The organism is Plantactinospora sp. B6F1, from assembly GCF_040120695.1.
In the GTDB taxonomy this organism is placed as follows: domain Bacteria; phylum Actinomycetota; class Actinomycetes; order Mycobacteriales; family Micromonosporaceae; genus Plantactinospora.
Genome location: NZ_JBEEAC010000040.1, coordinates 25,795 through 48,523, shown reverse-complemented (window position 1 = coordinate 48,523; position 22,729 = coordinate 25,795). Strand labels below are relative to the sequence as shown.

At 72.9% G+C, this 22,729-nt stretch carries 13 protein-coding genes; 9 read left to right on the top strand and 4 right to left on the bottom strand.

Features of this window, described 5'->3' with window-relative positions; translation table 11 throughout:
* Positions 1-47: 47 nt before the first annotated feature.
* From ABNF97_RS30300 to ABNF97_RS30290, 3 genes are read right to left on the bottom strand one after another with little or no spacing between them, the layout of a single operon-like run.
* Positions 48-3,623 carry a non-ribosomal peptide synthetase gene (locus tag ABNF97_RS30300; protein WP_349340614.1) on the bottom strand — a complete coding sequence of 1,192 codons (3,576 nt, stop codon included), beginning with the start codon at positions 3,621-3,623 and terminating at the stop codon, positions 48-50.
* Entirely contained in the window at positions 3,620-3,856 is a 237-nt protein-coding gene (locus tag ABNF97_RS30295; RefSeq protein ID WP_130463507.1) for a phosphopantetheine-binding protein, read from the bottom strand. Before ABNF97_RS30295 ends, ABNF97_RS30300 begins: the two co-directional genes overlap by 4 nt.
* Positions 3,849-9,815 carry a non-ribosomal peptide synthetase/MFS transporter gene (locus ABNF97_RS30290; protein ID WP_349340613.1) on the bottom strand — a complete coding sequence of 1,989 codons (5,967 nt, stop codon included), beginning with the start codon at positions 9,813-9,815 and terminating at the stop codon, positions 3,849-3,851. The genes ABNF97_RS30295 and ABNF97_RS30290 overlap by 8 nt, the downstream gene beginning before the upstream one ends.
* 336 nt (positions 9,816-10,151) lie before the next feature.
* On the opposite strand from ABNF97_RS30290, the gene ABNF97_RS30285 reads away from it, so the two are divergent.
* The 7 genes from ABNF97_RS30285 (at position 10,152) to ABNF97_RS30255 (ending at position 19,080) form a co-directional block, all read left to right on the top strand.
* Complete coding sequence (locus tag ABNF97_RS30285; RefSeq protein ID WP_130463508.1) at positions 10,152-11,576, top strand: AMP-binding protein; 1,425 nt, start codon at positions 10,152-10,154, stop codon at positions 11,574-11,576.
* 266 nt (positions 11,577-11,842) lie between these two features.
* Complete coding sequence (locus tag ABNF97_RS30280) at positions 11,843-13,018, top strand: 3-dehydroquinate synthase family protein (protein WP_165436767.1); 1,176 nt, start codon at positions 11,843-11,845, stop codon at positions 13,016-13,018.
* The gene (locus ABNF97_RS30275) at positions 13,015-14,085 is read left to right on the top strand and encodes a glycosyltransferase family 2 protein (RefSeq protein ID WP_349340612.1); all 1,071 of its coding nucleotides are present in this window, start codon (positions 13,015-13,017) and stop codon (positions 14,083-14,085) included. The genes ABNF97_RS30280 and ABNF97_RS30275 overlap by 4 nt, the downstream gene beginning before the upstream one ends.
* A 130-nt stretch (positions 14,086-14,215) precedes the next feature.
* Complete coding sequence (locus ABNF97_RS30270) at positions 14,216-14,917, top strand: VOC family protein (protein ID WP_349340611.1); 702 nt, start codon at positions 14,216-14,218, stop codon at positions 14,915-14,917.
* Positions 14,918-15,014: 97 nt separating this feature from the next.
* On the top strand, positions 15,015-16,481 hold the full coding sequence (locus ABNF97_RS30265) for a peptide MFS transporter (RefSeq protein WP_349340610.1): 1,467 nt from the start codon (positions 15,015-15,017) through the stop codon (positions 16,479-16,481).
* Positions 16,482-16,565: 84 nt separating this feature from the next.
* Complete coding sequence (locus ABNF97_RS30260) at positions 16,566-18,377, top strand: glycoside hydrolase family 15 protein (RefSeq protein ID WP_130463512.1); 1,812 nt, start codon at positions 16,566-16,568, stop codon at positions 18,375-18,377.
* A 112-nt stretch (positions 18,378-18,489) separates the two neighbouring features.
* Positions 18,490-19,080, top strand: a complete 591-nt coding sequence (locus tag ABNF97_RS30255) for a DinB family protein (protein WP_349340609.1) — start codon at positions 18,490-18,492, stop codon at positions 19,078-19,080.
* Between the two features lie 202 nt (positions 19,081-19,282).
* On the opposite strand, the gene ABNF97_RS30250 is transcribed toward ABNF97_RS30255, so the two are convergent.
* On the bottom strand, positions 19,283-21,529 hold the full coding sequence (locus ABNF97_RS30250; protein WP_349340608.1) for an ATP-binding protein: 2,247 nt from the start codon (positions 21,527-21,529) through the stop codon (positions 19,283-19,285).
* 195 nt (positions 21,530-21,724) lie between these two features.
* Here ABNF97_RS30250 and ABNF97_RS30245 point away from each other — a divergent pair, with 195 nt between their 5' ends.
* Together ABNF97_RS30245 and ABNF97_RS30240 are read left to right on the top strand one after the other, a co-directional pair.
* Positions 21,725-22,180, top strand: coding sequence for a carboxymuconolactone decarboxylase family protein (locus ABNF97_RS30245; protein WP_349340607.1), 456 nt, complete (start codon positions 21,725-21,727; stop codon positions 22,178-22,180).
* A gap of 73 nt (positions 22,181-22,253) precedes the next feature.
* Positions 22,254-22,712 carry a DUF1801 domain-containing protein gene (locus tag ABNF97_RS30240; RefSeq protein WP_130463516.1) on the top strand — a complete coding sequence of 153 codons (459 nt, stop codon included), beginning with the start codon at positions 22,254-22,256 and terminating at the stop codon, positions 22,710-22,712.
* The last annotated feature ends 17 nt before the right edge of the window (positions 22,713-22,729 follow it).

Sequence of the window (22,729 nt, the reverse complement as noted above, 5' to 3'; positions counted from 1 at the left end):
GCCCCGACCGGCCTCGCTCCCCCGGCCGGGCGTCTCCCTGGCGGCGGTCAGCCGTCCGGCGACCGCGTCGTCACGCCGTCGATGGCCAACAGGTTCGCCACCTCCTCCTCGTCGAGCTGCTCGATCTCGGCGATCAGCAGATCCTCGACCGCCTCCGCCAACTCGGCGACGGTGCTGCGTCGGAAGATCGTGTGCAACGGTACGGTGACTCCGGCGACGCCCCGCAGCCGCGCCGCCATCCGGGTGGCCAGCAGGGAGTGGCCGCCCAGTTCGAAGAAGTCGTCGTGGACGCCGACCCGTTCGACGCCGAGCACCTCGGTCCAGACCTGCCCGACGAGACGCTCGGCATCGGTCCGGGGCGCGACCGGTGTACCGCCGGGGGCCGGGGCCACCGAGGTCGGCGCGGGCAGGGCTCTCCGGTCGACCTTTCCGTTCGGGGTCAGCGGCAGGGCGGCCAGCACCCCGTACGCGTCCGGGTGCAGGTGTGGTGGAAGCAGTTCGGACAGGTGTGCCCGCAGCTGGGCCGGCGACGGTGCCGTGGCGCCCGGCTCGGGGACCAGGTGGGCGACGAGTCGCGCGTCGCCGTCGGCCGTGACGACCGCGTGCCGGACGTCCGGGTGGGCGACGATCGCGGCCTCCACCTCGCCCGGCTCCACCCGGTGACCCCGCACCTTGAGCTGGTCGTCGAGGCGGCCGAGAAACTCCAGTACACCGTCTGGCCGCCACCGCACCCGGTCACCGGTCCGGTACCGGCGCCCGCCGTCGTACTCGACGAAACGTTGCGCGGTCAGCTCCGGGCGCCCGAGGTATCCCCTGGCCAGCCCGGCACCGCCGAGCAGCAACTCCCCGGGCACGCCGACCGGCACCGGGCCGCCGCCGGGCCGGTGTACGTGTGCGGTGGTGCCGGGAAGCGGGCGCCCGATCGGCGGCCGGCCGGTGGCGTCGGCCGGAGTCAACCGGTGTGCCGTCGCGATGATCGTCGCCTCGGTCGGCCCGTACGTGTTGAACACCTCGACCCGGTCACCGAACGCCTCGAACCAGCGGCCGAGCGCGTCGGGCCGGACCTGCTCGCCGCCGAGGATCAACAGCCGCAACCGAGCCGGCCAGGCGATCCCGGCCAGGTCCGCGACGAGTTCGTGCCAGTACGACGTCGGCAGGTCGAGTACGGTCAGCTCCTGCCCGGCCGGGGTGGCCAGGAAGTCGGGCAGTTCGGCCCGGGACGGCGGCACGACCAGCGTGGCACCGCCGACCAGGGCCGGGTACGTCTCCTCGCCGAAGGTGTCGAAGCTGGCCGAGGAGAACTGCAGCACCCGGTCGCCCGGGCCGATCCGGTACGCCTCGACCATCCACCGCACCCGGGCGGCGAGCGCCGTCAGCGGCACCCCCACCGCCTTCGGCTGTCCGGTCGACCCGGATGTGTGGATCGCGTACGCCAACGGGTCCGACGCGGTATCGGGCCGCCGCGTGCCGGGTTCACCACCGGGCCGTCCGACAGTGGACGGCTCCGCTCCGGACGGCCGTGTCGACGGCTCCTCGGCCCGACCCAGCCGGTCCGGGCCGACGAGGTCCAGATCGACGAGGTCCAGATCGACTACCTCGCACCCGGCGGGATCGAGGCGGTCCCGGAGCCGGCTCGTGGTGACCAGCAGTTCGGCCCCGCCATCGGCGAGCAGATACGCCAGCCGACGGCGTGGATGTCCCGGATCCAGCGGGAGGTACGCCGCCCCGGCGGTGAGCACGGCGAGCAGGGCGACGACGAGATCCGGGCCCGGGTCCAGGCAGACCGCGACGAGATGGTCCCGCCGGGCGCCGCGCCGACGCAGCAACCGGGCCAGCCGATCGGCGCGGCGGTGCAGCTCGGCGTAGCTCAGCGCACCGTCGACGCCGCTGACCGCGGCCGTCTCCGGGTACGCCGTCGCGGCGGCGGTGAGTAACTCCACCAGGCCGGCCGAGGGCGGCTCGACGCGGGCGGGTTCGCCAGGTGCGGGCTCGCCAGGTCCGGAGTCGATGTGTGCGGGGGCGCCGGGTCCGGAGTCGATGTGTGCGGGGGCGCCGGGTCCGGAGTCGATGTGTGCGGGGTCGTCGGGCGCGGGGGCGTCGGATGCCGGTCCGGCAGGGTTCGCCGACGGGTCCGGCTCGGCAGCGGCCAGCCGGTCGTAGAGCGTGGACAGTGGCGCGTCGGGGGTCTGTGCCGCGCATCGCAGCAGCCCCTCGAAGCGGCGTAGCAGCAGTGTGATGGTGGCCGGCTCGAACAGCTCCGGGCGGTAGTTGGCCTGGAGCCGCCAGCCGTCGTCGCCGGTGTGCACCTCAACCACCAGGTCGAACTTGGCCTGCTGATGCCCCGGGTCGAACGGTCCGGCGACCAGGCCGGCGAGCCGCAGTTCGTCGGCCTGGGTGCCGTGCACCATGAACATGGTGTCGAAGAGCGGATTGCGGTCCGGCTCCCGACGGAGCGCCAGGTGCGAGATCAGCTCCTCGAACGGCGCGTCGAGGTGGCCGTAGGCGCCGACTGCCGTCGCCTTGACCCGGGAGAGCAGCTCCCGGAAGGTCGGGTCGGCGGTGAGGTCGCCGCGCAGTACCACGGTGGTCAGGAAGAACCCGATCAGCGGTTCGAGTTCCGCCCGGTCCCGGCTGCTGACCGGCGAGCCGACCCGGATCTGCGACTGACCGGTGTAGAGCCCGAGCAGCGCGAGGTACGCGGCGAGCAGGGTCATGAACGGCGTCGTCCGGCCGACCCGGCAGAGTCCGCGCACGTCCTCGGCCAGCCCCGGCGGCAGCCGGTGGCCGGCGAAGGCTCCGGCCGTCGTCATGGCCGGCGGTCGGGGTGCGTCGGTGACCAGGTCCAGCGGTTCGGCACCGGCCAACTCGCCGATCCAGTACCGCCAGCTCTCCTCCCGGCCCGCCGCGAGCCGCCGCCGATCGGCGCGGGCATGGTCGAGGTACTGCATCGGCAGTGGGGGCAGGTCGGCGGGGACGCCGGCCAGCCGGGCGGCGTAGCCGGCCGACAGCTCCCGGAACAGCACGCCCAGCGACCAGTCGTCGGCGAGCAGGTGGTGCAGCACGATGCAGAGAACATGGTCGTCCGGCCCGAGTCGCAGCACGCTGGCCCGGATCGGCGGAGCCTCGGTGATCTCGAACGGCGCGTTGACCCGGCCGGCCACCAGCGCCGAGACGTCCGCCAGCCGCGCCGGCTCGCCGAGGTCGGCCCCGTCGGTCCCGTCGGCCCCGGCCGGCACCGCACCGTCGACGGCAGCGGGTCCGTCCAGGTCGGGACCTTCGGCGCGAGCCGGCGCGGCACCGGTGGCACCCTCCAGGTCGAGCAGCTCGACCGGAGGCCGCCAGCCGTCGAGCACCTCCTGTACCGGCTCCCCGTCGGCGGCGACCGGGAACCGGGTACGCAGGATGCCGTGCCGGCGCACGACGTCGTGCAGGGCGTCGGCCAGCGCGGCCACGTCCAGCGGCCCGCGCAGTCGGGTCACCTGCGGCATGTGGTACTCGCTGGATCCCGGATGAAGCCGGGTCAGGAACCACAGGCGTCGCTGCCCCAGGGTGAGCGGTCCCCGGGTGGCCGTCCCCGCGGCCGGGTCGTCGCCGGCCCACTCCCCCGCCGCCGCGCCGGTCATCGTGGACGCGCGGCGGCCACGGCGGCCACCAGGTCGGCGACGGTGGCCGCGTCGAAGTACGCCGACAGCGGCAGGTCGGCGTCGAGACGCTCGCTGACCCGGGCCGCGGTCTTCACGATCGCCAACGAGGTGAACCCGAGGTCGAACAGGTCGTCCTCGGGACGCACCGGGTCGACGTCGAGCACCTCCCGGACGATTTTGAGCACCTCTTCTTGAGTCACGCCGTCAGTCACCGGTACCCCTACCCCCGTTCATGCTCTGTCCGACGGTCAGCGCCCGCTGCCGCTCCTCGCGGGCCCGCACCCCGAACAGGTCGTCCGGGGGCGCCTGCGGTACCGCCGTGTCGAATCGGGCCAGGATGCCCACCCGCAGGCAGGTCAGGGCGAGCGCCGCCATGGCGAGCCCGCAGAGCAGGTACATCAGGCCGATGCCCCGGCCGGGTCCGACCCCGATCAGCTGGCCCACCGTGCCGGCGAGCGCGCCGCCGGGGGCCAGCATCGGGTCGAAGAGGCGCGGGCCGAACGGGACGATCACCGCGAAGCCGAACGGCAGGGTCGACCAGGCCACGATCGTGTTCAGCGCGAAAACCCGGCCGTGGAACCGCTGCGGCACGGTCACCTGCACGATGGTCGCGTAGATCGCGTTGACCAGGGTCAGCATGAACATCATCCCGAACACACCGGCCGCGACCGGCGCGATGGCCGGCCGCACGCCGACGACCAGGGCACAGAGCGCCAGCACGGCGGTACCGACCAGCATGCCGCGCATCCGGCGCCGGGCCGGCCCGCCCCAGATCGTCATGGCCAGCCCGCCGAGTACCACCCCGAGAGCGCCGCCGAACGCCACCTGACCGACCTGCGACAGCCCGGCGAAGGAGAGGACGAGCGGTGAGACGAGCAGGATCAGCGGACCGAGGAAGATGTTGAGCCCGGCGAAGAAGAGCAGCATCGCGCGGATCCCACGGTGGTTGAGGGTGTACGCCAGTCCGCCCTTGATCTCGGCCAGCAACGACTCGCGCCGCTGGTACGCCATGGTGGCCGGGAACCGGAGCACCAGCAGCATACCGATCACCACCGTGTAGCTGAGCACGTCGATCGCGAGGATCCCGCCGAGCCCGATGCTCGCCATCAGCCCCACCGCGACCAGCGGCACGACGAACTGGGCGATCCCGGCCGCCGTCTGGGCGAACCCGTTGGCGTGCCCGAGGTAGCGCTTGGGCACCAGCTGCGGCACCGCCGAGGTGAAGGCGAGCCGTTGGAAGGTCAACGCGCAGGAGAGCGCGGCGAGCAGCGGATAGATCTGCCAGACGTGCAGGCTGTCGGTCCAGAGCAGGAGCCCGAACAGCAGTTGGACGCTCCCGGCCGCGATGTCGCCGCCGAGCATCACCCGGCGCCGGTCGTACCGGTCGACGATGGCGCCGGCCAGTGGCGCGACCAGCATACCGGGTACCAGGCCCACCACGAAGAAGATGGCGAACCTGGCCAGCGATCCGGTCTCCATGTAGATCCAGATCGGCACCGCGAACTCGGTCAGCGCCGAGCCGGTCATCGAGGCCAGCTGCCCGACGACGACCGCGAGGAACCGACCCATGCTGGGCGGGGGTGCGGCCCGTACCGCTGCGCCGCGCCCGACCCCGGCAGGCCCGACCCCGGCAGGCCCGCCGCCGGTCCGGGGGTCGGTACCTCGGTCGCCGGTCCCGACGTCGGTGCCGGAGGGTGTCGGTTCCGCCCCGCCGTCGTGTTCCCGGTAGCGGTCCAGCCACCAGCCCGGGGCCGAACCTCGGGCCGAGGCGGTCAGCGACCGGGCCCCGGCCGGGCCGGCGGCGAGCGCGGTGTGTGTGCCGGTGACGATCTCCGCCAGCTCGTCCGCCCGGTACTTCAGGAAGTAGTGCCCGGCCTCGTCGATCACCACCAGCGCGGTGTCGGCGCCGAGGAAATCCCACTCCCGGTAGCGCTCCTGGGCGTAGTCGGTGCTCGGGTCGCGGTCGCCGACCACCGAGATGACCGGCGCGCGGAGCCGGGGTACGCCCCGGTCGAGCAGACCGGTGAAGTACTCCTCTGCCGCCCGGAAGTCGTGCCGCATGTTCCGCACGATCCGCCTGGCCTGCTCCGGACCCAACTCGTCGACGTCCACCCCCATCGACTTCAACCAGTTCACCTGGTGCCGGTAGCTGGCCAGGCGGTCCTGCCGGAGTAGCGGGCCGAGCCGGCCGAGCACCCTGCCGGTCGGCTTCGCGAACGGGAACACCGCGCCGATGTAGACGGCCTCCAGGTCCCGCCCGGCCGCGTCCAGCTGGCGGGCGATCTCCACGACCAGCGCGCTGCCGAGTCCGCAGTGACCGTAGAGCACCAGCGGGCCCGGTATCCGCTCCCGGATCTCGGCGACGCACCGCCGGGCGACCTCGGCGAGCGGCAGCGAGTCCTCGGTCAGCCCGAGGTCGTGGCCGGGCACCGAGACCGAGTAGAGCGAGTGACCTGCCGGCAGCGCGTCGGCCAGCGGCTGGTACACCACCGCGCTGCCGCCGCCGTACGGGACGCAGACGAGAGTGCGGACCCGCTGTCCGGCCGGGACGGTGGGGGTCAGTTCGTGCAACAGTCGACGGGGACCGCGCCGGTCCGCCGGGGTGTCCAGCAGTTCCGCCAGCCCGGCGACGGTGGGGTGGGTGAACAGGTCCAGCACGCTGACCGGTGCGCCACCGGCCGGCACCACCGCGCGCAGTCGGGTGACCACCTGGATTCCGAGTAGCGAGTGCCCGCCCAGCTCGAAGAAGTCGTCAAGTACGCCGACCCTGGGCAGCCCGAGCACGGTGCGCCAGACCGCGGCGACCGCCTCCTCGGTGGCCGTCCGGGGCGCGACGAAGTCGGTGTCCACGGCGCGGTCCTGTTGCGGGGCCGGCAGCGCGGCCCGGTCCAGTTTGCCGTTCGGGCTCACCGGCAGCGCGTCGAGGACGACGAACGCCGACGGGACCATGTAGTCGGGCAGGGACTCCCGCAGCGCCGTGCGCAGCCGCGCCGGTTGCGGCCGCGCACCGTCGCCCGGCCCCGCACCGTCGCCCGGCCCCGCACCGTCGGTGGCGGCGGGCACCAGGTAGGCGACCAACCGCTGGTCCCCCGGCACGTCCTCCCGGGCGACGACCACCGCCTCCGCCACCCCGGGCTGGTCGCGCAGCGCCACCTCGATCTCGCCCAGCTCGATCCGCAACCCGCGCAGTTTCACCTGGTTGTCGATCCGGCCGAGGAACTCGATCGCACCGTCGGCGCGCCGCCGCACCAGGTCACCGGTGGCGTACATCCGGTCCCCCGGCGGCCCGTACGGGTTCGGCCGGAACCGGTCGGCGGTCAGGCCCGGCCGGCCGAGGTAGCCCCGGGCCAGTCCGACCCCGGCGATGTACAGCTCACCGGGCACGCCGACCGGCACCAGGTTGAGGTGCCGGTCCAGGACGTGTAGCTGGATGTTCTGGATCGGGTGGCCGATCGGCACCGGGGACCGGCCGTCGAGCGTCTCCGGGCGGCAGTGCCAGGAGCTGACGTCGATCGCCGCCTCGGTGGGTCCGTACAGGTTGTGCAGCTCTGCCCCGGGCAGCGCCCGGACCGCCTCGGCGGCCAGTCCCGGGCCCAGCGCCTCCCCGCTACAGATCACCCGGCGCAGCGACCGGCAGCCGCTGACGTCCTCGGTGAGGAACACCGAGAGCATCGACGGCACGAAGTGGACGGTGGTCACCGACTCGGCGACGATCAGGTCGCGCAGGTACCCGGCGTCCCGCTGCCCGCCCGGTCGGGCCAGCACCAGCCGGGCCCCGGTGGCCAGCGGCCAGAAGAACTCCCAGACCGAGACGTCGAAGCCGGCCGGCGTCTTCTGCAGCACCACGTCGTCGGCGCCGAGCCGGTACGCCCGCTGCATCCAGTCCAGCCGGTTCACCACCGCCCGGTGCGTGACGAGCACGCCCTTGGGCCGGCCGGTCGACCCGGAGGTGTAGATGACGTACGCCAGGTCGTCCGCTCCGGCGAGCGGCGGTGGATCCTGGCGGGGCTGGTCGGCCCAGGTCCCGGGGTCGTCCAGCAGCAGCGTGTGGACCGCCGGGTCGACGGCCGGCACCGGCGGAACCCCGTCCGGCGGTCCGGGCCGGCCGGCCGCCGGGGCGGGTCCGTCGAGCGGCGCCGCCCCGGTCGGCCCGGCTGCCACCGCCCCAGCCTGCCCGGCTGCCACCGTCCCGGGTCGGAGTGGGTCCGCTCCCCGCTGCCGCAGCAGCACCCGGGCGCCGCTGTCGGCGAGCATGTACGACAGTCGCCTGGCGGGATAGTCCGGGTCCAGCGGCAGATAGCCGGCGCCGGCCTTGAGGACGCCGAGCAGCGCCACCACCAGTTCGACGGAGCGCTCGGCGCAGACCGCCACCACGTCGTCGCGGCCCACCCCGGCGGCCCGGAGCCGATGCGCCACCTGGTTGGCCCGGGCGTTCAGCTCCGCGTAGTCGCACCACCGGTCCTCGAAGCGCACCGCGACGGCGTGCGGGGTGGCCCGGACCCGGGCCTCGACCAGTTCCACCAGGGTGGCCGGGCCGGTGACCGGAACGGCGGTGTCGTTCCAGCGCCGCAGCGCGTCCCGCTCGCCCGGGGTCAACGGGTCCAGTTCGGACAGCCGCCGGTCCGGCGCCTCGACCACGTCCCGGAGCAGCCGCTGCCAGCCTTCGATCAGCCGGGCGCAGGTCTGCGGGTCGAACAGGTCGCGATGGTAGACGAAGGTGCAGTGCAGCCCACCCCGGGCGGCGTCCGGGGCGACGTACAGCTCCAGGTCGAAGCGGGTGGCCGGGTGGGCGAAGTCGAAGGCCTCGATCCGGGGCCCCGCGAGCCGGTCCGGAGCCGGTCGCGCCGGCTCGGTGCGGGCGCCCCGGCCACCGTAACTCTGCAGGGCGAAGAGCACCTGGAACAGCGGCGGCCGGCGTACGTCGCGGACCAGCTTGAGCCGGCTGACCAACCGCTCGAACGGCAGCTCCTGATGGGCGTACGCGTCAAGCGTGGCGTCCCTGGTCCGGTCGAGCAGCTCGGCGAAGGTGGGGTCGCCGGCCAGTTCGGTGCGCATGGTCAACATGTTCAGGAACATCCCGACCATCGGGTCGAGTTCGGGCAGTGTGCGGCCGGCCACCGGCGAGCCCACCGCGAAGTCCCGCTGCCCGGAATGCCGGGCGAGCAGCACCTGGAACGCGGCGAGCAGCGTCATGTAGGGCGTGGCGTTGTGCCGGCGCCCCAGCGCCACCAGCCGCTCGGCCAGCTCGGGCTCGACCGTGCAGGTCTGGGTCGCGCCGACGTACGTCTGGCGGTCCGGGCGGGGCCGGTCGGTCGGCAGCTCCAGCGGCGGCAGTCCGGCCAGCCGGGGCTGCCAGTAGTCCAGGTCGGCGGAGTAGCCGCCCGAGTCGGCCCGGCCGCGCTGCCACGCCGCGTAGTCCGCGTACCGGATCGGGAGTTCGGGCAGGACCGGCGGGAGCCCGCCCGCCTCGGCCGCCAACTGCTCGCCGATCTCCCCGACCAGTACGTCGGCGGACCAGCCGTCGCAGACGATGTGGTGGATGGCGAGCAGCAGGACGTGGTCGTCGGCACCGAGCCGGAACAGCGTGGCCCGCAGCAGTGGCGGCGCCGCCAGGTCGAACGGCCGAGCCAGCTCGGCGGTGATCAGCCGCCGGGTGGCCTCCTCCACCCGGGACGGTCCGGAGCCGCCGACGCGCGGTCCGGGCCGCTCGGCGTCGACCTCGACGGAGCCGCCGGCCGGCTCCGGCTCGACGGATTCGTTCCCGTCGACGGCCACCTCGGCCAGTGGCACCGGCACGGGGTCCACGACGTAGGTGCCGGCGGTGCCGTCCGGGCCGGCGGTGAAGCCGGTACGCAGGCTGTCGTGTCGGATGACGCAGTGGTCGAGGGCACGGCGTACCGCTGACGGATCCACCGGGCCGCGCAGCCGCAGCACGACCGGGACCACGTAGGCGGCGGTGCCGGGGGCGAACTGCTCCATGAACCACAGCCGTTCCTGGGCCCAGGAGAGCTCCGGGTCGGCCGTGTCGGGCCGGCGCGGCACGGTGCACGCCGGGCCGGTGTCGACGGTGCCGAGCCGGCGGGCCAGCATCGCCCGCTTGGCCTCGGAGAGCCGGGCGATGCGCTCGGCCCGACTCTCCGGCGTGGTGCGGTCGCGGTCCAGTGTGGACAAGGCGACTCCCCGTTCGGCTGCTGACCGGCCAGCCCGGCGGGCACGTCGGAACCCAAGTTCCGAAGATGTTCCGGAAGCCGGTGAGGATGATCAGCGTCGACCACAACATAGCAGCCGGCTTCGATGTCGAACATGGGCAATCGGCGTTGGATGCCCTCGACCGCAGCTCCGGCCGAGGTCGGCCGGGTCGGGCACGCCGCGGCGGCCGGCCGGGTACGCCGCGGCCGCCGGCCGCCCCACCGGTGGCGAAGCGACCGGTCCCGGTGCCGGAGAGTTCCCGATCTACGGGCCGGCGGGGTCTGGCCGCATCCGGAAGTACCGGGTACTTTTCGGTCGATGATCCCGCTGCCGGCACCGGGAGCGCGGCTGATCGACGCGGTCACCGGTGAGACGTGCTCCGGAGCCCGGCTCGATACCGCGCTCGACGCCGTCGTCCGGGCCCTCGAACCGGTTCCGCCGGGCGTCGTGGTCTGTCCGCTGCCGCCCGAACTCCGCCCGGTGCTGCGCTATCTGGGCGCGTTGCGGGCCCATCGGCCGGTCGTCGTCTGGGGGGCGGGCATCGGAACCGGTCCGGTACGGGACCTGGTCGACCGGTTCGGCCCGGCCGCCGTACTCAATCTGGAGGCGCTGGCGGCACCCGGCGTTCCCGGGCCGGCCGGCGCCGACCCGCCACCGGGCTACCGGTCGGTGGAGCCGGCCGGGCTCGGGCCGACCTGGGTCCGGCGGGCCGGACCGGAGGTCCCGGCGCACGACCGGCTCGGCCTGCTGCTCGGCACGTCGGGATCGACCGGTCAGCCCCGGCTGGTCCGGCTGTCGACCGCCGGCGTGCTGGCCAACACCCGGGCGATCCGCACCGCCCTCGGGATCGGCCCGGACGACGTCGCCGTCACCACCCTGCCGCTGTGCTACTCCTACGGGCTCAGCGTGCTGCACAGCCACCTGCTCGCCGGCGCGACGGTGGTGCTGGACCGGCGGGGCGTACTCGACCAGGGCTTCTGGCGGGACGTCGACCGGTACGGCGTCACCTCGCTGGCCGGCGTGCCGCACACCTACGAACTGCTGGCCCGCAAGCCGTGGAGCCCGGAGCGCAGCCCGAGCGTCCGGGTGCTCACCACCGCCGGTGGCCGGCTTTCCAACGAGCTGGCCACCAGCTTCTCCACCGCGATGGCCGCACACGGTGGCCGGCTGTACATGATGTACGGCCAGACCGAGGCCGGGCCCCGGATCTGCGTACTGCCACCGGAGCGGTTGCCGGCCAAGCTCGGTTCGGTCGGCCCGCCGCTGCCGGGTACCCGGCTGTCGATCGAGCCCGATCCGGCCGGGCCGGGCGACCCGGGCAGCGGTGAGGTGCTGGTGCACGGGCCGGGCGTGATGCTGGGCTACGCCGAGACCGCAGCGGATCTCGGCCGGGGCGACGACCTGTGCGGCACGCTGCGCACCGGGGACACCGGCCGGCTCGACGACGACGGCTACCTGTGGCTCTCCGGCCGGCTGGGCCGGATCGGCAAGGCCTTCGGGGTCCGGGTGAACCTCGACGCCGTGGAACACCTGGTCGCGGGGATCGTCCCCGCCGCCGCCGTACCGGCCGGGGACCGGATCCAGGTCTTCTGCGAGAAGGCCGACCGGGAGCGGTTGGCGGCGGTGGTCGGCACGGTGACCGGGCGGCTCGGGCTGCACCGGCTCGGGGTGCTGGCCACGGCGGTCGACCGGCTGCCGCGCCGTCCGAACGGAAAGATCGACTACCGGTCGCTGGTCGAGTGACCGTCGGTCCCGAAAAAGCCACTGGTCGTTGCGGACATTTTCCGGAAGGCTTGCTGATCGATCTTAGCTGATCTAATCTGACGCCGATGGTCCTGAAGCCACCCCTTCCGGCTGGTTGTGGTGGCATTTCACCAGGGGGAGGGCCCGGCCTTGACCTTGCCCAACCAGCGCGCGACAGACACCCTCCGGCCGATATCGGAACACTCGGCGACCGGCCTTATTTCCGAAAATTCTCGGTCACTCAACGTCAAGATGACCGGTGCCCGATGACGCTGACCGAGCGCGATCTGGTCTTCGGCGACATCCGGGTTCCCTACCGGTACGGCGCCGACTGCCTACCGGAACTGGTCGACACGGTCGCGGCCCGGCTCGCCGACGCCGACGCGGTGCTGGTGGTCGCCGACCGGCAGGTGAAGGACCACGCGGGCCGGCTGACCGTCCCGCTCGCCCGGCACCTGCGGGTCGAGACGTTCACCCTGGACGCGGTCGAGGCGCACAAGACGCTCTACTCCGTACAGGCCATCCTGGAGTACGCCACCGAACGGAAGCTCACCCGCCGCTCGGCGATCCTGGCGATGGGCGGCGGAACGGTCGGCAACGTCGCCGGACTCGCCGCCGCGCTGCTCTACCGGGGCACCCGGCTGGTGCACGCCCCGACCACCCCGGTCGCGGCGTTCGACGCGGTGATCTCGCTCAAGCAGGGGGTCAACCTGCCGGCCGGAAAGAACCTCTGCGGCGCCTACTTCCCGCCCTCGCTGATCGCCTGCGACCTGCGCTGGCTGAGTACCGTGCCGCAGGGCAACCTGCACACCGGTCTCGCCGAGATGGCAAAGAACATCCTGGTCGCGGTCCCCGGAGAACGCGAGCGGTTCGTCCGGGCGATGACCGAGCTGCGGCACCGCCCGATGGCCGCGCTGCGCGAGCTGCTGGAGATCGGGATCGAGGCCAAGCAGCCGTACCTGGTCGGCGATCCGCACGAGCGGGGCCCGGCCGTGGTCTTCGAGTACGGCCACACCGTCGGGCACGCCGTCGAGTTCGCCTCGGCCGGCGCGGTCGGGCACGGCGAGGCGGTCGCCTGGGGCATGCTCGTCGCGGCCGAACTGGGCCGCCGCAGGTACGGGCTGGACCAGGACACCGTCGAGGCACACCACGGGCTGACCGCGCTGCTCGGGCTGCCGGAGGCCGGCGACCGGTTCCGCCGGCTCGACCGGGCGGCCGTGCTGCGGGCGCTGACCGCCGACAACAAACGCGGCTACGCCGGCTGCGCGCCGGACGAGGTGCTGATGGTGCTGCTCGACGGCCCGGGCCGACCGGTGCGGGGCGAGGACGGGCGCCCGCTGGTGCCGGTACCCGTGGCAGAGGTGATGGGCGCCCTGGACACGGTGATCCGGGGCACGGGGGCCCGGGCGGCCTCCGGAGAGCGAAGTGGGGTGCCGAGGTGACGGAACGGGGTCTTTCGGTCGTCGTACCGGTCAAGGGCCGGGTCCACGAGACCCGGGCACTGCTGTCCAGCCTGCGCGAGGCCATCGCGTTCTGCCCGGAACCGGTGCAGGTGCTGGTGGTGGACGACTCGCCCCCGGCCGACGCCCGGCTGCACCGGGCCCAGTGCGCGGAGCACGACGCGAGGTACGTCCTCGGGCCCCGGCACGTCGGCGCCAAGCGCAACCTGGGGGTGCGGCTGGCAAACTACGATCTGGTGCTCTTCATCGATTCGGACTGCCTGGCCACCCCGGACCTGTTGCAGCGGCACCTGAAGACCCTGCGGGCCGCCCCGCCCGAGGTCGGCGCGGTGGCCGGACCGACCTACGTGGCGGGGGCGGAAACCGCCGTCTTCCGGGTGATGCGCCGCTCCCGGCTACTCAACGCCGCGTTCGAGTGGCCCGCCCGGTGCCGTCGGGTCGGCTGGGCCACGACCTGCAACCTGGCCGTCCGCAAGAACGCGTTCCAGTCCGTCGGTGGCTTCGCCGAACGCCCGTTGACCGTCGTCGGCGGCGAGGACGTGGACCTGGGAATCCGACTCACCGAGGCGGGCTGGACGATCGCCTGCGACCCGGCGGCGGTGGTCGTGCACGACAAGGGCAGTACCGACTCGCTCGGCACGGTGAGCCGGCGACTGGTCACCTACGGACGGTCCGGGCAGTGGCTGCTCGACGTCCACCCGAAGCGGGGCCGGCCCAAGCTGAACCGGGTCGGAGCGCTGATGATGGCCGCTGCGGCGGCGCTGCCCGGACTCCGGCGCTCCCGGGGGCGTACCGCCCTGCTGGTGCCGCTGGTCGCCGCCGTGCTCCTCGCCCGGGACACCCGCGAGCGGCTCGGCCCGACCGACCAATCGCCGGCCGCGATCGCCGAGGCCGCCGCCTGCGCCCTGCTCGACTGGTCCTTCGACCTCGGCGAGTTCGTCGCCGCGCTGCAGCTGGGGCGGCCGGACCGGATCTTCACCGGCTTCGGCTGGACCGACGACCCGGCGTTCGAGTGGGACGAGACACCGGACCGGCCGTACGGCGGATGACGCTGCCTGCGGGGCTGCCGTAGCCGGCATGAACCCGCGGATCACGCTCTCGTCCGCCGGTGAACCCCGCAGGCGGGCAGCTTCGGCAAAGTACCTTGTCGTCCCGGGGACGGGTGCCTATCGTGCGAGGGTGCTTCCACGACCGCTGACGGTGACCTTCGATGCGCAGGACCCGGCCCGCCTGGCGCGGTTCTGGGCCGGCATGCTGTCCCGGGAGATCGTCGACGGGGCCGGTGGCCCGGTCCTGCCCGGCGAGGACGGACAGCTCGGTCTCAGGTTCGTGCCGAGCCGCGCGGGAAGGGTGGGGCTCAACTGGCTGCACCTCCATCTGACCAGCGACGACATCGGGCAGCAGCAGCGGGTGGCGACGGCCCTGGAACTCGGTGCCGGCCATCTCGACGTCGGGCAGCGCCCCGAGGAGGGGCACATCGTCCTGGCCGACCCCGAGGGCAACGAGTTCTGCGTGATCGAGCCCGGCAACGCCTTCCTTGCCGACTGCGGCCTGCTCGGAGAGCTCGCCTGCGACGGCACCCGGGAGGTCGGCCACTTCTGGAGCGAGGCGCTGGGCTGGCCGCTGGTGTGGGACCAGAACCAGGAGACCGCGATCCAGTCACCACTGGGCGGCACGAAGGTCGCGTGGGGAGGCCCGCCGGTGGCCCCGAAGACCGGCCGGAACCGGCAGCGCTTCGACCTCGTTCCGGCCGGCGGTGACCAGCGGACCGAGGTCGACCGGCTGGTGTCCCTCGGCGCCACCCGGCTGGAGGTCGCCGACGACGGCGCCGTGGTGCTGGCCGATCCGGACGGCAACGAGTTCTGCGTGCGACAGGACTGACCGCGGCCGGCCCGCCCGGTGCGTCCCGATCCCTGGCCACCCGACAACGGCGGTGGAACGTCGCATAGTGTCCGGGCGAGGCGGGTAGGGGCACGGCATGACCGGGGTCGATCGCACGCCGCCGCCCAGGGCGGAGAAGACGTTCTTCGGACAGCCACGGATGCTGGCGAACCTGTTCGGTGTCGAACTCTGGGAACGGTTCTCCTTCTACGGCATGCAGGGCATCCTGCTCATCTACCTGTACTACACAAGTGCGGAGGGCGGGCTCGGAATCAACCGGGACACCGCGACCAGCATCGTCGGGGCGTACGGCGGGCTGGTGTACCTCTCCACCGTGCTCGGCGCCTGGCTGGCCGACCGGCTGTTCGGTGCCGAGCGGGTGCTGTTCTACAGCGCGATTCTGGTCATGCTCGGCCATCTCTCCCTGGCGGTGCTGCCCGGGCTGATCGGGGTGGGCGTCGGCCTGATCCAGATCGCGCTCGGCAGCGGAGGCGTGAAGGCCACCGCGACCTCACTCGTCGGATCCCTCTATGCCGAGGATGATCACCGCAGGGACGCCGGCTTCTCGCTGTTCTACCTCGGCATCAACCTCGGTGCCCTGGCCGGGCCGCTGGCCACCGGCCTGCTGCAGAAGAGCGTCGGCTTCCACTACGGGTTCGGCCTGGCCGCCGTCGGCATGGTGGCCGGGCTGACGCAGTACGCGCTCGGCCGTGGCCGGCTGACCGGCGCCGCCCGGGAGGTGCCCAATCCGCTGCCCGCCGCACGCCGGCCACTGGTCGCGGTCGGTGCCGCGATGGCGCTCGGGCTCGTCGCCGTACTCGTCGTCGCGGGCATGCTCCCGGCGCGGCGGTTGTCCGCGATCGTCGTCGTCCTGAGCGCGCTCGCCGCGGTGGCGTACTTCGTGGTGATCCTGACCAGCAGGGCGATCACCGGGACCGAACGGCGGCGGGTGTTCGCGTTCATCCCGATGTTCGTCGCCAGCACGGCCTTCTGGTCGCTGTACCAGCAGCAGTTCACCGTCGTCACCATCTATTCGGACACCCGGCTGGACCGGCACATCCTCGGTTGGCAGATGCCGGTCTCCTGGGTCCAGTCGATCAACCCGGTCTTCATCATCCTGCTCGCCGGCCTGTTCACCGCGCTGTGGACCAGACTCGGGCCGCGCCAGCCGTCGGCCCCGGTCAAGTTCGCCGCCGGTACGATCCTGATGGGCCTGGCGTTCCTGCTCTTCCTGCCGCTGGCCGGCGGTGGTCCGAACAGTGCGCCGCTGCTGGCGCTGGTCGGCATCCTGTTCGGGTTCACCGTCGCCGAGCTGCTGCTGTCGCCGGTCGGCCTGTCGCTGTCGACCAAGCTTGCCCCCCGAGCGTTCCACACCCAGATGGTCGCGCTGTTCTTCCTCTCGGTCGCCCTCGGCACCGCCCTGTCCGGCACCCTCGCCGGCTACTACGACGAGTCGCACGAGACCGCCTACTTCGGCGTTCTGGGTGGTGTCGCGATCGCGCTCGGCATCGTCCTCGCCATGCTCAGCCCGCTGCTGCGCCGGCTCATGGGCGGCGTCCGCTGAGCCGGGCCCGGCCGGTCGGGGCGATACTGGCCGTGCCGAGCCCGACCCGCCAACACCTGGGACCCGACCGGAAGGAGACGCCGGATGCCCGGCCTCATCGAGGACTACGCCGTGATCGGTGACCTGCAGACGGCCGCACTGGTCGGCCGCGACGGCTCGATCGACTGGCTGTGCCTGCCCCGCTTCGACTCACCCGCGTGCTTCGCCGCCCTGCTGCACGACGACAGCGCCGGGCACTGGCGTATCGCCCCGGCGGCCGGCGGGCACGCCACCCGGCGTCGCTACCGGGGCGAGACCCTCATCCTGGAAACCGAATGGGAGACCCCGGAGGGCTCGGTCCGGGTCATCGACTGCATGCCGCCGCGAGGCCGGGCCGCCGACGTCGTACGTATCGTCGAAGGGCTCTCCGGTGCCGTGCCGATGCGGATGCAGATGCGGCTGCGGTTCGACTACGGCCAGGTCGCACCCTGGGTCCGCCGCCACGGCGGCGATCTCGGCGCGATCGCCGGACCGGACGCCGTGTGGCTGTCCACCGACACCGAACTGGGCGGGACCTCCCGATCCACCATCGCGGACTTCACCGTACGCGCCGGACAGCGGGTGCCGTTCGTGCTCACCTACCGGCCGTCGCATCTGCCCCGTCCGGAACCGGTGGACGCCTACCGGGCGGTGGCGGAGACCGAACAGTTCTGGACCCAGTGGATCGGCCACTGCAGCTACCGGGGACGGTGGCCGGAGGCGGTACGCCGTGCCCTGATCACCCTGAAGGCGCTCACCTACGCTCCGACCGGCGGCATCGTCGCCGCAGCCACCACCTCGCTGCCGGAGCAACTCGGCGGTCCCCGCAACTGGGACTACCGCTACTGCTGGCTGCGGGACGCCACCTTCACCCTCCAGGCGCTGCTCGGCACCGGCTTCGCCGAGGAGGCAAAGGCATGGCGGGAGTGGTTGCTGCGGGCGGTCGCCGGGGACCCCGCCAAGCTACAGATCATGTACGGTCTCGACGGCGCCCGCCGGCTGCCCGAGTACACGATCGACGAGCTCTCCGGCTACGAGGGCGCCAAACCGGTCCGGATCGGTAACGCCGCCGCCGACCAGTTCCAGCTCGACGTCTGGGGAGAGGTACTGGAGGGCATGCACCTGGGCCGCGAGGCCGGGATCGACCCGATGGAAACCGCCTGGGAGGTGCAGCGGGAGCTGCTCGACTTTCTCGAAGGAAACTGGCGTCGGCCCGACAACAGCCTCTGGGAGGTACGCGGCCCTCGCCAGCAGTTCGTCCACTCCAAGGTCCTCGCCTGGACGGGGTTCGACCGGGCGATCGCCGCCGTGCGACACCACGGCCTGGACGGGCCGATCGATCGGTGGCGCGCGGTGCGGGACGAGATCCACACCGAGGTCTGCCAGCGCGGCTTCGACGCGGACCGCAACACGTTCACCCAGTTCTACGGCTCCCGAGGGCTCGACGCCGCGCTGCTGCTCCTACCCCGGGTGGGCTTCCTGCCCTGGGACGACCAACGCATGATCGGCACGGTCGACGCCATTCAACGGGAACTCTGCACCGACGGTTTCGTGCTGCGCTACCACCCTCAGCAGGACGAGAATGTCGACGGCCTGCCGGGCACCGAGGGCGCCTTCCTGGCCTGCACCTTCTGGCTGGTCGACGCCCTACACGGGATCGGCCGCCAGGAGGAGGCCACGGCGCTCTTCGGGCGGCTGCTCGACCTCCGCAACGACGTGGGGCTGCTGGCCGAGGAGTACGACCCGGTGACCGGGCGCCACCTCGGCAACACCCCGCAGGCCTTCAGTCTCGTCGGCCTGGTCAACTCGGCGCGCCAACTGAGCGGCACCACCACCCGCACCTCGGCGAGCGCCGAGGAACAGCACGCGCATGCCTAGTGAACCGCTGGTGCCCCGCGTCGCTGCCCGCTGACCATCTCAGCCACCGGGGCGTCGCGGTGCGGCGACACCCCGCACGAACGGCTCGGCCGGATGGGGAAGACTGGGAGGCATGACTGACCTCGGCGCCCCGAAGGCCGCGCTGCGACACTACCTGCAGGCGACTCGCGAGGACCTGATCTGGAAACTGGACGGGCTGAGCGAGCGCGAGGCCAGGATGCCCCGCACCGCGACCGGCAACAACCTGCTGGGGGTCCTCAAGCACTGCCTCCATGTCGAAGCCGGCTACTTCGGGCCCACCTTCGGGCGAGAGTTCCCGACACCTGAGGAACTGGTACCCGTGCAGGCGTACGAGGAGGACCCGCAGGCGGACTGGTACGCATCGGAGGACGAGACGAAGGATGGGCTGATCGACCTGTATCGGCGGGTCGGGGTCTTCGCGGATCGGACGATCGAACAGCTACCGCTCGACGCGCCCGGGCGGGTGCCGTGGTGGCGGCCAGGTCGGCAGGACGTCACGCTGCACCGGGTCATCGTGCACGTGATCTGCGACATCACCCGGCACGCCGGTCAGGCCGACATCATGCGCGAGCAGCACGACAGCGCGGTCGGCTTGCGGCGGGACAACACCAACGTCCCCGACGACTACGACTGGCCGGCGTACGTCACCAAGCTGACGAAGCTCGCCGACCGGTTCGGTTAGCCACCCGGTCCCGTCGCCGGTCTCCTCGTCCATCCTTCAGCCGCGGTATCCAACCCGATCGGCGGCAGAACGGATACCGCGAGGTGAGACCGCCGCCAGATCGAGTTTCGGCGTGGCACGATCGAGGCGGTAATGCACCCCAATCCCCGGGAAGCTGGGGGCCGGCGGCCTGCACGGGGCACCGGGGCGGCCACCCGGCGGCTCAGCAGGCGGCCCGGACGATCTCTCGTGCCGCACGGGCGCGCTCCTCGTCGTAGGGCCGGTGCAGCTCACGCGCGAGCTCGATGGTTCGGTCGAGCAGCGCCAGCGCCTCGGCACCGCGCCCCGCCGCGCGGCACGTCTCGGCGTAGGTATGCAGAAAGTCGATTTCCATCTGCACCTCGGCCAACGGTTCCAGGAGCTCGAAGGCGCGCCGGTGGTGTTCGAGCGCCCGCTCGGGTGAACCCATGATCCGCAGCGCGACACCGAGGTAGTTGTGACACCACGCCTGGTTGTGTCGGAGATCGTGCTGTTCGGACAGGTGTAACGCCTCGTGCAGCGTGCGCAGCGACTCCGTCGGGTCGTCCGCCGCCAGCGCGACGCCGAGGGTGACCAGCCCGGTGATCTGGGCCGGCCCCTCGGCCAGCGCGACCGAGGCCCGGGCCAGCTCGACGGCTTCGCCGGGCCGCCCGAGGTGGAGTGTCACCCATCCGTCGAAGGCCAGCGCCTGGGACTGCCCCGGTCGACGCCCGGTCTTCTCGAACAGCTGGCGGGCCCGCCGAAAGTGCGCCTGTGCCGCCTCGAGGTCGCCGAGATCCCGGCGCACGAAGCCGGTGCGCAGGGCCAGCGCCCCGGCGAGGTCGTCATCCGGTCCCGACCGCTCGGCCAGTTCGTAGGCGGCGAGCGCCTCGGTGAGGCGGCCGGCGGCGGCGTGGGTGTGACCGAGGTCCGCGAGGAGCGCGGCGCGCTCCCGGTCGCGGCCGAGACGTGCCGCCGCAGCCGCCGCGGCTTCGAGCAGGCGTGCCTGGTCGTCGGTTCCGCGGTGCCGGAAAAACCAGACGCGCATGGCCTGCGGCAGCTCGGCCACCACCTCGTCCTGGCCAAGCCGCACCGCGGCGTCGAAGCAGGCGACCAGGTTGACGTACTCGAGGTCGAACCAGGCCATGGCCTGCGCCGGATCTCCCGGCGAGGGTTGCGGGCGGTGCGGCGAGGGCAGTGTCCGATCGTGCGCGACGGCCTGCGCCAGGTAGTGCGTCAGGGCCCGGCGCAGGGCGGCTTCGGCCCGCGGCTCCTCGTCGGCGGCGACGTCCGCCGCGTACTGCCGGATCAGGTCGTGCATCCGGTACCGCCCCGGCGAGGGCTCCTGGACCAGGTGGGCGTCGACCAGCTCCTCCAGCGCCGCGCCGACCCGGTCCGGCGGCATCTCGGTCAGCGCGCCCACCACCGCCGCGTCGAAGTCGGCGCCCGGCAGCACACCGAGCAGTCGGAAGGTACGGCGCTGCACGGCGTCGAGCTGCTGCAGGGACATGCCGAAGACGGCGTCGAAGCGGCCGGGGGTGACGCGCAGCCGCTCGGCGAGCACCGCCACGGTCCAGCCGGGGCGGTGCCGGAGCCGGGCACCCGCCATCCGCAGCGCCAGCGGTAGCCCGTCGCACTGCCGCAGCACCTGGCCGACCGCCTCCTCCGCGCCGAGTGCGAGCCCGGCCGCCCGGCCGAACAGCTGCGCCGCGTCGACGTCGGTCAGTGGCGCCAGGGACACCGGCGGCACCCCGTCCAGGCTGACCAGCCGTTGCCGGCTGGTGATGAGGACCGCCGATTTGCCCGCGCCGGGAAGCAGCGGACGTACCTGCTCCGCGTCGACCGCGTTGTCGAGGACCACGAGCACTCGTCGCCGGGACAGCTCCGACCGCCAGAGCGCGGTGCGTTCCGGGGTGCCGGCCGGGGCGTGCGGGACGTCCAACGCGCCCAGCAGCCGGCCCAGCGCGGTGTGCGGCTCCAGCGGCTCCTGGCCCGGGGTGAAGCCCTGAAGGTCGAGGTAGAGCCCGCCGTCTGGATATGCCGGGGCGAGCCGATGGGCCACATGCACGGCCAGGCTGGTCTTGCCCACGCCCGCCATGCCGTCGATCGTGACCGCGCCGGCGCTGCCCAGGATCTCCTCGACCAGCGCGGACTCGGCCTGCCGGCCGGTGAAGTCGAAGAGGTCGGCCGGCAGGTCGTTGCGACGCGGGGCGGGTGCCGGGCCGGCTTTGGTCGCCTCGACCCAGACCGGTCGCAGCGGCCGGGGGTCGCGGCCCACGGCCCGGCACAGCGCCACGACGGCCTCCCAGGGCGGCACGAGCCGGCCGGTCAGGTAGCGGGACAGCGACGAGCTGCTCAGACCGGTCTGGCGGGCGAGGGCGCGCAGGCTGAGTCCGCTCAGCTCCTTGATTCGGGCGAGCTGAGCCACCAGTCGATCCTGGGGGCCGGACACCTGCGACACCGTACCCTGTCCCGCCGCGTCGACGACGGATCGGTGGGGTGTTTGCGCTGGTAGCGGGGGTGCGGGCTGTCCCACGGTGTCCCACGGGCCGGGCGGATGCCGGTGCGCCGATGGTCGGATGACTCCGGTCAGCGACACGCCCGGCTGAACGCCGAGGGACGGGCGCTGCGGGACGAAGGAGAAAAGATGTCGACCGAGCGCATGCCGAACCCGGCGGTCCTGCTCCCGGAGGCGATGGAGGCCCTGATGGCGGTCAACCGGGCCGTCGTGGATGCCGGGCTGGACGGCCGGCTGTTGGCCCTGAGCCACCTGCGAGCCAGCCAGATCAACGGCTGCGGCCCGTGCGTGGCCGGGGGCGCCCACCAGGCCCGGCGGCACGGCGCGACCGACGAACAGGTGTACGCCGTCGCCGCCTGGCGGCAGACCCCCTGGTTCAGCGCCGAGGAGCGTGCCGCGCTGGCGCTGACCGAGGCCGTGACCCGGCTCGCCGACCGGCCGGATCCGGTGCCGGACCGGGTATGGGACGAGGCCGCCACGCACTTCGACCAGAAGGAACTGGCCGCGCTGCTGCTCAACATCGCGATCGCCAACGCGTTCAACCGGCTCAACGCACCGACCCGGCAGCCTGCCGGCAGGTGGTGACCGGGTTCCACCGGACAGTACCCCGCGACCAGTACCACCCGACGCCGAACGATCACAGACAGGAAGGTTTGTCATGTCGACCAGGACCAGGACCACCGCCACGAACGGTGGGCAGCGCGACGGTTTCACCGAGCAGGAGCGGGCGGCGTTGAAGGAGCGCGCCCGGGAGTTGAAGGCGGGCGCTCGGCGGGGCGCCAAGGCCGACCCGGAGGGCGACGTACTCGCGAAGATCGCCGACATGTCGGGGTCCGACCGGGTGATCGCCGAGCGACTGCACGACGTGATCAAGGCCGACGCGCCGGGCCTGCGGCCGAAGCTCTGGTACGGAATGCCCGCGTACGCCCTCGACGGCAAGGTGGTCTGCTTCTTCCAGAGCGCGGCGAAGTTCAGGACCCGGTACGCGATGCTCGGCTTCAGCGCCGAGGCGAAGCTCGACGAGGGCGACATGTGGCCGACCTACTTCGCCCTGACCGAGCTGACCGCCGACGAGGAGGCGAGGATCGGCGCGCTCGTGCGGCGGGCGGTTGGCTGAGGGCCGCCAGCCGGCAC

Excerpts from the sequence above, each read along its gene's own strand:
- ABNF97_RS30245 (WP_349340607.1), top strand. The coding sequence starts at position 21,725 with ATGTCGACCGAGCGCATGCCGAACCCGGCGGTCCTGCTCCCGGAGGCG.
- ABNF97_RS30260 (WP_130463512.1), top strand. The coding sequence starts at position 16,566 with ATGCCCGGCCTCATCGAGGACTACGCCGTGATCGGTGACCTGCAGACG.
- ABNF97_RS30255 (WP_349340609.1), top strand. The coding sequence starts at position 18,490 with ATGACTGACCTCGGCGCCCCGAAGGCCGCGCTGCGACACTACCTGCAG.
- ABNF97_RS30280 (WP_165436767.1), top strand. The coding sequence starts at position 11,843 with ATGACGCTGACCGAGCGCGATCTGGTCTTCGGCGACATCCGGGTTCCC.
- ABNF97_RS30265 (WP_349340610.1), top strand. The coding sequence starts at position 15,015 with ATGACCGGGGTCGATCGCACGCCGCCGCCCAGGGCGGAGAAGACGTTC.
- ABNF97_RS30240 (WP_130463516.1), top strand. The coding sequence starts at position 22,254 with ATGTCGACCAGGACCAGGACCACCGCCACGAACGGTGGGCAGCGCGAC.
- ABNF97_RS30285 (WP_130463508.1), top strand. The coding sequence starts at position 10,152 with ATGATCCCGCTGCCGGCACCGGGAGCGCGGCTGATCGACGCGGTCACC.
- ABNF97_RS30300 (WP_349340614.1), bottom strand. The coding sequence starts at position 3,623 with ATGACCGGCGCGGCGGCGGGGGAGTGGGCCGGCGACGACCCGGCCGCG.